Raw genomic sequence first — 13,261 nt, forward strand, 5'->3', positions numbered from 1 at the left:
CCCATTTTTAAATCTCCCGCAGATACAATATTTCCGCCTGTGATACGTCTTCACAGTATGGAAACGACGCTGCCCACTGACCCGATGGCCGAATCCGACAAGTACATCACTGAAACCGTCTTGCGCGAGCGGGCGCGGCTGCGCAGCTTCATTCGCAAGCGCATGCCCGATGCCAACGAGGCGGAAGATGTCTTGCAGGAAGTGTTCTACGAATTGGTTGAGGCCAGCAGGTTACCCGAACCAATAGAACAGGTAGGTGCTTGGCTGTTCCACGTGGCGCGTAACCGCATCGTCGATCGCTTCCGCAAGAAAAAAGAACAGCAGTTGCCGCTCGCAGAAGAACAGGACGAGGACGATGGCGGACTCGACGACCTCCTGCCCTTGGCCGATGCCGGACCTGAGGCCGCCTATGCCCGTGGCGTTTTGCTGGCTGCTTTGCATGATGCGCTTGACGAATTGCCGCCGAAACAACGCGACGTTTTCATTGCGCACGAACTAGAACGGCGCAGCTTCAAGGAGCTGGCTGCGGAAAGCGGCGAAAGCATCAACACGCTGCTGGCGCGCAAGCGTTACGCCGTCTTGCATTTGCGCCAGCGCCTGCAAGAAATCTATGACGAATTCGATGTGTAATGAATATATATGTCGGATATGTGTAACGAATAACTGAAGGAGTAATGAAGATGGACAGAAAAGGTAAATTCATCAAGATTGTATTGCTGGTCTTGATTGGCGTTGCAGTCCTGGGCTGGGTCGTGATGTCGCTGTGGAACTGGTTGATGCCGGCGCTGTTCGTCGGCGTACACCAGATCGACTACCTGCGCGCGGTTGGCCTGCTGGTTTTGTGCCGCATCCTGTTTGGCGGCTTCCGCGGCCGCGGCGGCTGGCATGGCGCACATCATCGCCAGCGCTGGGAGCAGATGAGCGAAGAAGAGCGCGAAAAATTCAAAAACGGCATGCGCATGTTTCGCGGCAGGTGGAAATAACATGGACGGACAAACCGCAGCATCGCGCTGCAAACAGCAACCGGGCGTCATCGTGCCGGTAGTGAATTTCAAACGCTGCGAAGACAAGGCGGATTGCGTGACGGTCTGCCCTGAAAATGTCTTTGCAATCCGCCGGATCGACGACGCCGACTATCAACCGCTGGGGCTGCTGCAAAAATTCAAACTGCGGGTGCACGGCATGCAAGTGGCTTACACGCCCAATGCCGATGCATGCCGGGCTTGCGGCTTGTGTGTGACAGCTTGTCCGGAAAAAGCGATTACGTTGGCCATGGCGATTTAGGACGAAATACGTTCCACTCAGCAATACTCTCGCATGCGCGCTAAAATCACGGCCACATTTTGTTACACGTAATTCAAATTAATGGAGCCCGATTCATGCTGCGTTCTGCCGTACTGTCCGCCCTGCTTACCCTTGCCATCACTCCCATCGTCAACGCGGCCGATCCACTCAGTACGGTAGCCGAGCGTTCCGGTTTCCAGAAAACCGGACGCTACGAAGAGGTCATCTCCCTGTGCGCGGCTTTCCAGAAATCGTATCCGAAGGAAGTGCGTTGCACCGAGTTCGGCCGTACGCCGGAAGGACGGCCGATGCTGGCGCTGGTTGTCTCGCGCAGCGGTGCGCTCAGCGCGGAACAGGCGCACAAGCGCGGCTTGCCGGTGCTGCTGGTTCAGGGCGGGATTCACGCAGGCGAAATCGATGGCAAGGATGCGGGCTTCCTGGCGCTGCGAGAGGCTTTGCAAGACACCTCTGCCAACAGCGCGCTAAGCAAGCAGGTACTGATATTCGTGCCGGTATTCAATATCGACGGGCATGAACGGTTTGGCCGTTGGAATCGTCCTAACCAGCGTGGGCCGGAGGAGATGGGCTGGCGCACCACCGGACAAAACTTCAATCTGAATCGCGATTACGCCAAAGCCGATACACCGGAAATGCAGGCCATGCTGAAACTGGTCAACCAGTGGGATCCGCTAGCCTACATTGATCTGCATGTCACCGACGGCGCCAAGTTCGAACATGATGTCTCGATCCAGGTCGAGCCGGTGCACGCCAGCGACCTCGCTTTACGCAAAGATGGCCAGGCGCTACGCGACAAAGTCATCGGCGATCTGGCCAGGCAAGGATCGTTGCCGCAGGCGTTTTATCTGTCCTTCAATGTCGACGATGATCCCAGCTCCGGTTTTACCGACGACGTTTCGCCGCCGCGCTTTTCCCATGGCTATTTCCATCTGCGCAACCGCTTCGGCATGCTGGTGGAAACCCATTCCTGGAAAGATTATCCGACACGTGTCCGCATCACGCATAACGCCATCGTCTCTGTCATGAACCAGATCGCGGAACATGGTGACGAGTGGCTGCAAACGGCGCAACAAGCCGATCTGCGGGCGGCGCAACTGGGCGGCCAGCCGGTGGCGCTGCGCTATAAAGCCAGCGAAAAAACGCGGCCCGTCGCTTTCCACGGCTACGAATATACACGCGCGCCTTCGGATATTTCCGGCGCGCTGATGACGCACTACGACGAAACCAAACCGCAAATCTGGAATGTGACGCTGCGCGATGACCTGCAACCTGATCTGATCGTCAAGGCGCCCCAGGCAGGCTACCTGGTGCCAGCCGCGCATGCCGCCTGGGTCGCGCAAAAACTGCAGCAACACGGTATTGCTTTCCGCGTGTTGCCGGCAGCCTTGAGCAAGGCGCAGCTAGAGACCTTCCGCGCCGACAAAGTCAGCTTTGATGCGAAATCAATGGAGAGTCACCAGCGCCTGGAATTGCAAGGCGCATGGCATACGGAAACCCGCGACCTCGGGGCCGGTGCGTTATTTGTGCCGATAGCCCAGGCCAAGGCGCGACTGGTGATGGCGTTGCTGGAACCGCAAGCGCCAGATTCGCTGGCGGCATGGGGAAGCTTCAATAATGCCTTCGAAAAGAAGGAATATATGGAGGCGTATGTCGCTGAGGATGTCGCCCGCGAGCAGTTGGCGGCTGATCCGGCATTGGCCGCCGAGTTCAAGAAAAAACTGGCAGACGATCCGGCATTCGCGAAAGATCCGGCGGCGCGGCTGGAATTTTTCGCTCGCAGGCATTCTTCCTGGGATGAGCGGTTTAACCTGTATCCGGTAATGCGCACCGATGTTGTACCGGGTTGAAAACCGCAGTTGAAGCGGCGGCATAGAACAGATTTTCGGTTTGCCGCTGAGCCTTGGATACTGATCAATCCAAAGGCGTTCGATACAATTTATTCCTGCGAACCGCCAGTTTTCTTGGAGAGGTAGAAGCGCAGTGCGAAAGCGGCGACAACGGCGAGCAGGGGCAAAGTTTGCAGGAAGTTCATGGCAGGGCTCCGAAAGAATTAATAGTCTTGATGCATTGCAGCATATAAAAATGGCAGACATATTGCCAATTCTGATTTCTGATGCCTACTATCAGCTTCGTGAATAACACCGCACCTACAAACCCGTTCTCCCATATAAAAAGCCCGCTATCTTTAACGATGCGGGCTTTCCCTGTCTCCTCACCTCTAGAGAGATGGACTCTTTTTTTGCGTGGACTGATACTGAGCTAAAAAACTTGGGCAGTCATCATGCGCCGCAACATAGCGTTGTTTTGCACCAACACAGATAGATACATGTTGTATTCTCAGGTGGTTTTCGCGTAGCGATAGCGATATTCATCGCTGTTAGCATCTTTGAAATAATCTGCATTGGGTAACAGGGCTTCGCGCTGGAATCCCAATTTTTCCACAAGTGCAATAGATGCCTGGTTACGCGTATCTATCAGCGCATAGACGGAGCGAGCCGCGAAGGCGCTGAACAGGCAATCCCTGATTTCTGTGCACATTTCGACCGCATAACCGCGGCGTTGATATGGCGTAAATACAAAATACGCCAGCATCGCCTGGCCATCTGCTTCGACGGTGGCTTGGGCATAGCCGATGTATTCGTCTTTATCCGTGATCCGGACCGCCCAGTTCAGCCAGATTTGAGAGCCGTCGGGAGACGCGCGATTTGCCAGCCGTTGGTAACGTTCGGCCAGGGATGTCACCGATATCGGCGCTTGCTGCGGGATATAGGTGTATAGCGTCGTGTCGCAAAAATGTGGAAAAAGCGCCGCCGCATGCGTGGATTGCAGCGGCTCTATGGTCAGGTGTTCGGTAAATAACGTTGTTTCTGCTGGGTTCAAATCGCTTCCTATCATAGGTAATCCAGCAGGATTCCACCGGCAATCATCCTGCATTACCGCCCTTGCCGAATCAAATCTGCGGCCTTTTCCGCGATCATGATGGTCGGCGCATTGGTATTGCCGCCTATTAGCGTCGGCATGATCGACGCATCCACCACCCGCAACCCCTGTATGCCATGCACCTTCAATGTCGGATCAACAACAGCGGTCTGGTCAGTCCCCATCTTGCAACTGCCGACAGGATGATAAACCGTATCTGTATACTTCTTGAGTACTGATCTGATCTCATCATCGGATTGCACGCCGGCAGTGCGTATGTCGCGTTTGCTATAGCTGGCCAGCGCCGGCGCCTCCAGCAATTTGCGTGTCATTTTGAAACAGTCCACCATGTCTTCCAGGTCTTGCGGATCATCGAAAAATTTGGGATCGATCAGTGGGGCGTCCTGAGGATTGGTGTTGCGGAGAGTAACCTCGCCTTTGCTCCTCGGACGCAACAGGCAAACGTGGCAGGAAAAGCCATGCCCCAGGTGTAGCTTTCGTGCATGATTTTCGACGCAGGCGATAACAAAATGCAGTTGCAGATTCGGTGCAGCCAGATCCGGCCGCGTCTTTAAAAAGCCGCCGCATTCGGCGAAATTACTCGTAAGCATACCGCGCCGCTCATGGCGAAACCGCTGCAATTCCTTCAGCATGCGCATCGAACCACTGGCTGAAATACCGAAAGTATCCAGGCTGTCCGACTTATGGCAAAACACAAAATCCGGATGGTCTTGCAAATTCTTGCCGACGCCGGGCAAGTGATGTTGCACCTGGATACCCAGCTTGCGCAGTTCCGTGCCGTCGCCAATGCCTGACAGCATCAATATCTGCGGAGACTGGAAAGCGCCTGCCGACAGGATCACTTCGCGCCTGGCGCGCAAGATGCGTAGCCTGCCGTCCTGCCTGACCTCTACGCCAACGGCCCGTCCTTGCTCAATGATCAGGCGCTCGGTATAGGCGCCGGTTTCCACCCGCAGGTTGCTGCGTGACGCCAGATGCGGCAGCAGATAAGCGCGTGCTGCGCTCCAGCGTTCGCCGTTTTTTTGCGTAACCTGATAAACGCCCAGCCCTTCTTGCTGCTCGGCGTTGAAATCCGTGGTGAGCGGATAGCCGGCCTGGCGCGCGGCTTCCAGATAGTGCTGATGAATGGGATTGTCGGTACGCAGATCGCTGACCCACAAAGGCCCGTCTTGTCCGTGCCAACTATTGGAGAATTGCTCGTTATGTTCCGATTTCTTGAAATATGGCAGCACATCGTCAAAGGACCAGCCGGGATTGCCCAACTGTGCCCAGTGATCATAATCCGAACGATGGCCGCGAACGTAGACCATCGCATTGATCGCCGACGAACCGCCAAGTGTCCTGCCGCGCGGCTGATAGCCGCGGCGGCCATCGAGCCCTGCTTGCGGCACGGTCTCGAACGCCCAATTGTTGAGTCTGGTGGGCACCATGCTCAGGGCGCCGACCGGCAGCTTCACCGCCCAGCTGTCGCCACCGCCGCCTGCTTCCAGCAGACATACCGATATGTCAGGATCCTCTGTCAGGCGGCCGGCCATCACGCAACCGCCAGAACCGCCGCCAACCACCACAAAGTCGAACTCGTCTTGCACGATGCGTCTCCCGGTCCTGTTATATATATTGTGTAGCAACTGGATAAACCAGCTGATGCAACAAATTTAACAGCTACGGGAAAATCGCGCTATGCAGTGAGCTAGAGAAAATGTTTCAATTACGCAAAATCAGATGTCACAAAACGATTGAAGCCAGTTTCAATGTGCTTTTGACATGACAACCAGCCACTTGCGGAACAGCAGGATTTCCAGATGTCCGGCCTGGATGCCTGCATTACATTCGACTACGGGATTGCTGCGATACAGGCGTTTATAGAAATCGCGGCAGATAAACAGCTCACGCTTGCCGAAACGCATCAATATTGAGGAAGGGGTAGACTCCATACCAAAGCGGGAGCCGGAGGTAATATCCAAGTTCGTCATGGCAGCATTTCCAATCTCGTTGAAGGAGATTGAACTGTACCATAAGTACTGTATATGCATACAGCAAAATGCAGCGTGTCTGTTTTTAGTCACGCCGCTGCAGTTGACTGAAGACCGCTATCGCCTGCGGCCCCCAGTGCATGGGGCATTCATTCGTAATACCACAGCAAGTTATCATATTTCCCGCCACACTGTCTTGCTGCCTGATGCGGGGTAATTAACGACGCCAGCCGCCGCGGTCATGCCAGTAGTGGTCATGCCAGCCGCGTCCGCGCCAATAGTAGCCTGGGCGACCATAATAAGTAGGAGGATAGTAGCCGGGAGCACCATAGACGACAACTGGAGGCCGTACGTAGACTGGCGGAGGCGGCGCATAGTAGACCGGCGGCGGCGCGACATAGACCGGTGGCGGCGGATAATAAGCAGGTACGCCGACATTCACCGACCAGTTGACGCCCGCAAATGCAGGCGCAGCCGAGAACATCATGCCAGCCGCGGCAAATAATCCAAGCAAGGTGACGCGCATGGTTTTTTTCATGGCAGTTCTCGATGTATCTGAGTTAAACATAACTATATTTAACCTAAATTTCGGACACTTCACCACGCACAAGTCGTAAGGCCTGTAACAACATGTATCGTGGCATGAAAAATGTTGTTTTTTGCATGCCACAGAACCTAATCCGTTGCGAGACTATTACGCTTCAATCTGGCGATGGCGACTAGCGCCAGAGCCAGCACGAAGAACCCCACCAGCAGCATGGCGGCATTCCCCATCACCCGGGCGTAGCCCAGGTTGGTGACATTCAGGAACGGATAAGGATAAAAACCCGAAGAACCGCCGCGCAGCATCGCCACCGCAAAATATGCCAGCGGGTAGATCAGCCACAATAAACTGTCTTTCGCCTGCAAGCCGCTCTTTGGCACATACAACAGCCAATAGAGCAAATACATCAGCGGGACAACCGTATGCAAGCTCTCGTCAGACAAGCGGTGCAAACCCGTGAACGGCGCATGATTACGCAGCAGGACGTTGTAACCCAGGCCGACGATGATGATATATAGCGTGACTGCGGTCTGCACCCCCGGACGCGAGAAATACTGTCCGGGCGCGGAGTCCGGTTTGAGTAGCAGCACGGTACAGACAACCGCAACCAGCACATTAGTCAGAATCGTGAGGTAGCCGAACATGCGCCAGACCGCCTCGCCATAGGTCATGCCCTTGGCCAGCAGCAAGGGAATTGAAATCGAAAATTGCGCAGCGATGGCAAACCACGCAATCAGCGCAATCAGGCAGAGCAATACGCGCGGGGCGACGGGAGAGATTTTTTTCATATGCGGATTCCGGCGTATTGAAAGGTCAGGGATCGGATCAGGAACAGCTACAGATCCTCAATCCATTTGCCTCAGGCGATGCCTTGGTCGACGCTCATCATGCGTTCCACATAGCGAGCGATCAGATCGACTTCCAGGTTCACCTGCTTGCCAACCTGAAGATGTTTCAACGCAGTCACTTCAATCGTGTGCGGGATCAGGTTTATCGAAAACAGGCAGCCATCGGTGACATCGTCTACCCGGTTGACCGTCAGCGATACACCATTGACCACCACCGACCCCTTGTAGGCAAAGTACTTGGCCAGATCGCGCGCAGACTTGATCACCAGTTCCCAGGATTCGCCTACCGGTTCGAATTTTTCCACGCGGCCAAGGCCATCGACGTGGCCAGACACTAAATGACCGCCCAGACGATCCGCCAGCGTCAATGCTTTTTCCAGGTTGATCTCGCCGCTGGCGTCAAGGCCGACAGTGCGGTTCAAGCTTTCACGCGAAACGTCGACTTCAAACGAATTGGCGGTCTTTTCCACTACGGTCATGCAAGCGCCGTTGAGAGAAATCGAATCGCCCAGCGCGACATCGGCCAGCGACAGGCCGCCAGCGTCAACCGCCAGACGGACACCATCTTCAACGCTGGCGCCAAGTGGTTTAACGGAAGTAATTTTGCCGACAGCGGCGACGATACCAGTGAACATGATAGCAATCAAAAAATTAATGGAATCGTGCAAGGATACGCAAATCCTCACCGATTTGCTGGATCTGATGAAATTTCAGGGAAATTTTATCCTGGAGATTCTCCAGCGCAGGCAAGCCGAACATGCCACGGCCATCGCCCAGGATAGACGGCGCCAGGTACACCAGCAGCTCGTCCACACAATGCTCGCGGATCAGGGAAGCGTTTAGCTTGGAGCCGGCTTCCACATGCAATTCATTAATCTGGCGCTTGCCGAGTTCCAGTATCACCTGCGGCAAATCGACCTTGCCGCTCGGATTTGGCAATACCACAACTTCGGCGCCCTGCTGTTCCAGCATGGCTTGCTTGGCGGTATCGACGGTCGCCGTGAAAATCAGGTTACCGCCGCCGACCAGGATCTTTGCTTCTGGACTGATGCTTAACTTGCTGTCAACGATCACCCGCAACGGCTGCCGCGCCAGCTTGACCGTGCGCACGGTGAGTTGCGGATTGTCTTCCTTGATCGTACCGATGCCGGTCAGGATGGCGCCAGCGCGGGCGCGCCACATATGGCCGTCGTCGCGCGCCGCCGGCGAGGTAATCCATTGGCTCTGACCGTTATGCAATGCGGTCTTGCCATCCAGGCTGGCGGCAACCTTCAGCCGAACCCATGGCTTGCCGGTCTGCATGCGCGTAAAGAAACCGATATTCAATTCCCGCGCCTGCGCTGCCAGCACACCCGACTCGACCGCTATCCCCGCCGCCTGCAGGCGCGCCATTCCCTGCCCTGCCACCAGCGGATTCGGATCCTCCAGCGCGGCCACCACCTTGCCGACGCCGGCCCGCACCAGCGCATCGGCGCAAGGCGGCGTACGACCGAAATGGCTACACGGTTCTAGCGTGACATATGCCGTGGCGCCACGCACATCATGGCCCTTGGCAGCGGCATCTTGCAAGGCCTGGATCTCCGCGTGATTACCGCCCGGCGGCTGGGTGAAGCCACTGCCGATTACCTGGCCGTCCTTGACGATAACGCAGCCAATCGCTGGATTGGGGGCACTGGACAGCAGGCCGTTTTCAGCAAGCTGCAAGGCTTGCGACATGAATATTTCAGCCTGGGTCATAGGGTAAGCAAAAGAAACATAGTGGACGATCGGAAAGAAGATATGCGCTGATTGTACAAAATATGGCGCAGCCACCGCTAATTAAAATCCGATATAGAGGATAAGTATCTATGACGACGGCAGGAATGCAAGCGTGGGGGCGGCATGGTTGCGCAAGGTTACTGTGCGGATGAATACCTGGCGCAAGCTGCGGTCGCTTGCCAGCCGGGCAGTTCCGTCGCAGTCTACATAATGCTGCGGCTCGGCAGCAACCATCTGATCACCATGAATCTGCAGACATAGCTGGACGCTGATCACTCTTTTCCAGTTTGCATGCTGGTCATCGGACAGTGCAGCTACCTGGCTTGCATCCAGGAACCGGGTTGGTGTGAAATCACCGGTTGCGGCAACCCCATATATCAATTGCAGTTGCTCGACGTTAGTGAGAATCGGCTGCGCACTGTTGTTGCCATTACCCTCGCAATACAAGGCGTTGACGACGGCCCCGGAACGGGTAGCGACAAAGAAACGGTTCCGTACGATGCTGACGGATGGCCGCAGCCGAGAGGCGGGATGGGCCAACGGCACCGCAAACGGCTCCACCTTCGCCCCATTGCAATCGACGCCTGCGCCACTGCCTGAATCAATAAAATCATCGCTTCGATAGGCAACTTCAAAGCTGGCCATCCCCGCCGATTGGCTACAGGAAAAATCCTTGCCCGGCCCCAGCGGCCTGGCAAAGCCATGCTTGCAGCCGCGCAAACCGTGGGCCGGAGCGCCGTCGGGATCAATAAAATCGGTAATTGGCATATTGCCTGCAGAAGCCAGGTTGCCAAAGCCGGCCTGCTGCAGATTGTGCGCTATCAGCGCAATGGCGTAACTGCCGTCCTGTTGCAGCCGCAGCTTTTCGTCATTCAGACGGAAACCGGCTTTGCTGCTGAGATAGAGAGTACTGGTCAGCAACATGAGGCCAGCGCCTATGGCCATGGCGACCAGCAACTCCACCATCGAAAATCCGCGCTTCAGCATGCCTCGCCCCCCATTTTCAAGCGGATGCGGCCGGTAGCGGCAATGCACACCCGGCGCGCAAACTCACCGTTATTGCTGAATAACAGACTGCTGAAACTGCTGCTGGCGTTGCCAGTGCCGTTGTAGGTAATCGTTACGTGTCTGGACACCGCTTGGGTATTGCTGTCCAGCGCGCCTTGCCGCAACAGTATCTGGCGGTTGTCGGCCACCAGCACCAGCCAACCAGCGCCCCAGTCGCCGGCACCATGCTTGGCCGTGGCCGCATTGCTGCAAAGCGCGCCAATAGCATCTGCTGTGGGACTACGGCAAACAATCACCGCCCGGCCGCGCTTGACCGCTTCGCTGCGGGCCAGGGTGAGCGCGGCGATAAACTGACGGGTTTCGGCAGACAGCCGGTTCTGAATCACAAACGCGCGCATGGACGGCAGCGCCACGGCCAGCAAAATACCGGCAATGGCTATCGTCACCATGAGTTCTGCCAGCGTTATCCCACGGAGTAGCGGCAATTTCGGTAAAAACATCAAATGCTCCTGGTTATCCAGTAGTTTTATTTCATTTTAGATAAGTATTTTGACAAAAAAATAGCGCCGGACGGAGCGGCGCTAGCTTATTTAAGAAATTACTTCCTTCGGCTCGGCGGCCCGGAAAATTCTTCGATCATGTTCTGGAACTCGGCAACGTCTTCAAAACTTTTATATACCGAGGCAAAGCGGATATAGGCAATCTTGTCCAGCCGCTTCAATTCGCGCATCACCAGCTCGCCGACATGGCCTGACAGCACTTCGCGCTCACCGCTGGACAGAAGTTTCTCTTTAATGCGCTGCAAGGCCTCGTCCAGCGCCTCGACTGATACCGGACGCTTGCGCAAGGCCAGCATCAGACTTGCGCGCAGCTTGAGCGGATCGAAATCGGTGCGGCTGCCATTCTTCTTGACGATCACCGGCATCGCCAGTTCGATCCGTTCAAACGTCGTGAAGCGCTTGTCGCAATGCATGCAGCGACGCCGGCGCCGAATCGAATCGCCCTCTTCCGAGACGCGGGTGTCGAGCACCTGGGTTTCTTCATGCTGGCAGAATGGACATTTCATGATGGCAGTAATCCGAAGATGGTTGCGGCAGGCTGTGTGGACATCTCTACATTATTCCTATTCGGGGCCATGCGCTGGTCGCGGAGAACCGGGTTTTACATCGGGGCTGCTTGTTCTTTTGTCTGCTTTTACTTGGTACTTGGGCCCGTGCAGAGTTAAAGCTGCAACGGGCCCACGCTTTCCAAGATGACCGGCGAGCACTACAGCCCACCGGCAATCTGTATCAAATTGCAGTATTAAGCTGCGTACACCGGAAACGCGTCGGTCAGCTTCTTGACTTCCGCCTTGACTCTCTCGATGGTTGCTGCGTCATGCGGATTGTCCAGCACGTCGGCGATCAGGTTACCGACCTTGACTGCTTCCGCTTCCTTGAAACCGCGGGTGGTGAACGCCGGGCTGCCGACACGGATGCCGGAAGTGACGAATGGCTTTTCCGGATCGTTAGGAATGGCGTTCTTGTTGCAAGTCATGTGCGCAGAACCCAGGATCGCTTCGGCTTCCCTGCCGGTGATCTTCTTGGCGCGCAGGTCAACCAGCATCACGTGCGATTCGGTACGGCCGGAAACGATGCGCAGACCGCGGGCGATCAACGTTTTCGCCAATGCATCGGCGTTCTTAACCACTTGCTGCTGGTAAGCCTTGAATTCCGGCGTCAGCGCTTCCTTGAACGCGACCGCTTTACCAGCGATAACGTGCATCAGCGGGCCGCCCTGGATGCCTGGGAAAATCGCCGAATTGATCGCCTTTTCGAACTCAACCTTCATCAGGATGATGCCGCCGCGCGGACCGCGCAGGGATTTGTGGGTGGTCGAGGTCACGAAGTCGGCGTAAGGCACAGGATTCGGGTATTCACCGGCAGCGATCAGGCCGGCATAGTGCGCCATATCGACCATGAAGTACGCACCGACCGCCTTGGCTACCTTGGACATACGCTCGAAATCGATGCGCAGCGCATAAGCGGAAGCGCCGGCGATGATCATCTTCGGCTTCTTTTCATGCGCCAGGCGTTCGAATGCTTCGTAATCGATTTCTTCTTTTTCGTTCAAGCCGTAGGAAACCACGTTGAACCACTTGCCCGACATGTTCAATGCCATGCCGTGCGTCAGGTGGCCGCCCTCTGCCAGCGACATGCCCATGATGGTGTCGCCCGGCTTCAGCATGGCGAAGAACACGCCCTGGTTGGCTTGCGAACCGGAATTAGGCTGCACGTTGGCGGCTTCGGCGCCGAACAGTTCCTTGACGCGGTCGATCGCCAGTTGCTCGGCGATGTCGACGAATTCGCAACCGCCGTAGTAACGCTTGCCTGGATAGCCTTCAGCGTACTTGTTGGTCAGCTGGGTGCCTTGCGCTTCCATGACGGCTGGCGAAGTGTAGTTTTCCGACGCGATCAGCTCGATGTGTTCTTGCTGGCGGTGGTTTTCTTTCTGAATGGCGCTCCACAATTCTGGATCGACATTGGCGATAGTGTGGTTTTTCTCGAACATGTAATACTCCAATCGATAAGGGTCTGCCTAAATCGAATGAGGGCCAAAATATTAGGGAAATGCGGCAGCCTCAGTCGTGCTTTCCATTCGGGCTGCCCAGGCGTACGGCGGATGAAATCTCACGCTTCCCGGTGGATGCCCACCTTTTGCCAATGCCAGCCGCGATCTCTTGAATCTGCGGCGGTATGGTTTTTTCGCCAGTCACGTGAGACGAAATGGTGCGCTTATTGTAAGCGAAGCACCTGATTTGAGCAAGAATGTGCACCGCCGGGACGTAGGCCCGGCGGAGTCTTCAACATACTATTAAAACAACCGCCTATACCTTGTCGGGGAGGCTG

15 protein-coding genes and 1 riboswitch are annotated in these 13,261 nt (G+C 55.8%); of the genes, 4 read left to right on the plus strand and 11 right to left on the minus strand.

Translation table 11 applies throughout. The features are described 5' to 3' along the window. The first annotated feature begins 57 nt into the window (after positions 1-57). From LT85_RS19265 to LT85_RS19280, 4 genes are all read left to right on the plus strand, one after another. Positions 58-630, plus strand: coding sequence for an RNA polymerase sigma factor (locus tag LT85_RS19265; RefSeq protein WP_038492105.1), 573 nt, complete (start codon positions 58-60; stop codon positions 628-630). Positions 631-680: 50 nt separating this feature from the next. Further along, positions 681-983, plus strand: a complete 303-nt coding sequence (locus LT85_RS19270) for a hypothetical protein (protein WP_052135565.1) — start codon at positions 681-683, stop codon at positions 981-983. Between the two features lies 1 nt (position 984). Then, a complete protein-coding gene (locus LT85_RS19275) occupies positions 985-1,284 on the plus strand; it encodes a 4Fe-4S binding protein (protein ID WP_038492111.1) in 300 nt (99 codons plus the stop codon). A 95-nt stretch (positions 1,285-1,379) separates the two neighbouring features. Further along, entirely contained in the window at positions 1,380-3,149 is a 1,770-nt protein-coding gene (locus tag LT85_RS19280) for a M14 family metallopeptidase (protein ID WP_038492114.1), read from the plus strand. A 490-nt stretch (positions 3,150-3,639) separates the two neighbouring features. Here LT85_RS19280 and LT85_RS25600 read toward each other — a convergent pair whose 3' ends face one another. From LT85_RS25600 to glyA, 11 genes are all read right to left on the minus strand, one after another. Continuing rightward, positions 3,640-4,236, minus strand: coding sequence for a GNAT family N-acetyltransferase (locus LT85_RS25600; protein ID WP_081992557.1), 597 nt, complete (start codon positions 4,234-4,236; stop codon positions 3,640-3,642). Next, positions 4,236-5,831: a GMC family oxidoreductase gene (locus tag LT85_RS19290; RefSeq protein WP_038492117.1), complete on the minus strand. Its 1,596-nt coding sequence runs from the start codon at positions 5,829-5,831 to the stop codon at positions 4,236-4,238. The genes LT85_RS25600 and LT85_RS19290 overlap by 1 nt, the downstream gene beginning before the upstream one ends. A gap of 159 nt (positions 5,832-5,990) precedes the next feature. Next, the gene (locus tag LT85_RS19295; protein ID WP_038492120.1) at positions 5,991-6,215 is read right to left on the minus strand and encodes a hypothetical protein; all 225 of its coding nucleotides are present in this window, start codon (positions 6,213-6,215) and stop codon (positions 5,991-5,993) included. Positions 6,216-6,432: 217 nt separating this feature from the next. Next, positions 6,433-6,753 carry a hypothetical protein gene (locus tag LT85_RS19300; protein ID WP_052135328.1) on the minus strand — a complete coding sequence of 107 codons (321 nt, stop codon included), beginning with the start codon at positions 6,751-6,753 and terminating at the stop codon, positions 6,433-6,435. A 137-nt stretch (positions 6,754-6,890) separates the two neighbouring features. Beyond that, on the minus strand, positions 6,891-7,547 hold the full coding sequence (locus LT85_RS19305) for a Pr6Pr family membrane protein (protein WP_052135329.1): 657 nt from the start codon (positions 7,545-7,547) through the stop codon (positions 6,891-6,893). 71 nt (positions 7,548-7,618) lie between these two features. Beyond that, positions 7,619-8,242 (minus strand): riboflavin synthase, encoded by a 624-nt coding sequence (locus LT85_RS19310; RefSeq protein ID WP_038496860.1) that lies wholly within the window; start codon positions 8,240-8,242, stop codon positions 7,619-7,621. Positions 8,243-8,258: 16 nt separating this feature from the next. Next, positions 8,259-9,344 (minus strand): bifunctional diaminohydroxyphosphoribosylaminopyrimidine deaminase/5-amino-6-(5-phosphoribosylamino)uracil reductase RibD, encoded by a 1,086-nt coding sequence (gene ribD / locus LT85_RS19315; protein WP_038492126.1) that lies wholly within the window; start codon positions 9,342-9,344, stop codon positions 8,259-8,261. Between the two features lie 108 nt (positions 9,345-9,452). Further along, positions 9,453-10,352 (minus strand): PilW family protein, encoded by a 900-nt coding sequence (locus tag LT85_RS19320; protein WP_038492127.1) that lies wholly within the window; start codon positions 10,350-10,352, stop codon positions 9,453-9,455. Next, positions 10,346-10,873 (minus strand): GspH/FimT family pseudopilin, encoded by a 528-nt coding sequence (locus tag LT85_RS25605; protein WP_052135331.1) that lies wholly within the window; start codon positions 10,871-10,873, stop codon positions 10,346-10,348. The genes LT85_RS19320 and LT85_RS25605 overlap by 7 nt, the downstream gene beginning before the upstream one ends. A 98-nt stretch (positions 10,874-10,971) precedes the next feature. Beyond that, a complete protein-coding gene (gene nrdR, locus LT85_RS19330) occupies positions 10,972-11,439 on the minus strand; it encodes a transcriptional regulator NrdR (RefSeq protein WP_038492129.1) in 468 nt (155 codons plus the stop codon). A 236-nt stretch (positions 11,440-11,675) separates the two neighbouring features. Beyond that, positions 11,676-12,923 carry a serine hydroxymethyltransferase gene (gene glyA, locus LT85_RS19335; protein ID WP_038492132.1) on the minus strand — a complete coding sequence of 416 codons (1,248 nt, stop codon included), beginning with the start codon at positions 12,921-12,923 and terminating at the stop codon, positions 11,676-11,678. A gap of 87 nt (positions 12,924-13,010) precedes the next feature. After that, positions 13,011-13,138: riboswitch (ZMP/ZTP riboswitch) on the minus strand. Between the last annotated feature and the right edge of the window lie 123 nt (positions 13,139-13,261).

The organism is Collimonas arenae (genome assembly GCF_000786695.1).
GTDB lineage: Bacteria > Pseudomonadota > Gammaproteobacteria > Burkholderiales > Burkholderiaceae_D > Collimonas > Collimonas arenae_A.

Excerpts from the sequence above, each read along its gene's own strand:
- LT85_RS19280 (WP_038492114.1), top strand. The coding sequence starts at position 1,380 with ATGCTGCGTTCTGCCGTACTGTCCGCCCTGCTTACCCTTGCCATCACT.
- LT85_RS19310 (WP_038496860.1), bottom strand. The coding sequence starts at position 8,242 with ATGTTCACTGGTATCGTCGCCGCTGTCGGCAAAATTACTTCCGTTAAA.
- LT85_RS19295 (WP_038492120.1), bottom strand. The coding sequence starts at position 6,215 with ATGACGAACTTGGATATTACCTCCGGCTCCCGCTTTGGTATGGAGTCT.
- ribD (WP_038492126.1), bottom strand. The coding sequence starts at position 9,344 with ATGACCCAGGCTGAAATATTCATGTCGCAAGCCTTGCAGCTTGCTGAA.
- glyA (WP_038492132.1), bottom strand. The coding sequence starts at position 12,923 with ATGTTCGAGAAAAACCACACTATCGCCAATGTCGATCCAGAATTGTGG.
- LT85_RS25605 (WP_052135331.1), bottom strand. The coding sequence starts at position 10,873 with ATGTTTTTACCGAAATTGCCGCTACTCCGTGGGATAACGCTGGCAGAA.
- LT85_RS19300 (WP_052135328.1), bottom strand. The coding sequence starts at position 6,753 with ATGAAAAAAACCATGCGCGTCACCTTGCTTGGATTATTTGCCGCGGCT.
- LT85_RS19305 (WP_052135329.1), bottom strand. The coding sequence starts at position 7,547 with ATGAAAAAAATCTCTCCCGTCGCCCCGCGCGTATTGCTCTGCCTGATT.
- LT85_RS19265 (WP_038492105.1), top strand. The coding sequence starts at position 58 with ATGGAAACGACGCTGCCCACTGACCCGATGGCCGAATCCGACAAGTAC.
- LT85_RS25600 (WP_081992557.1), bottom strand. The coding sequence starts at position 4,236 with ATGCAGGATGATTGCCGGTGGAATCCTGCTGGATTACCTATGATAGGA.
- LT85_RS19320 (WP_038492127.1), bottom strand. The coding sequence starts at position 10,352 with ATGCTGAAGCGCGGATTTTCGATGGTGGAGTTGCTGGTCGCCATGGCC.
- LT85_RS19270 (WP_052135565.1), top strand. The coding sequence starts at position 681 with ATGGACAGAAAAGGTAAATTCATCAAGATTGTATTGCTGGTCTTGATT.
- LT85_RS19275 (WP_038492111.1), top strand. The coding sequence starts at position 985 with ATGGACGGACAAACCGCAGCATCGCGCTGCAAACAGCAACCGGGCGTC.
- nrdR (WP_038492129.1), bottom strand. The coding sequence starts at position 11,439 with ATGAAATGTCCATTCTGCCAGCATGAAGAAACCCAGGTGCTCGACACC.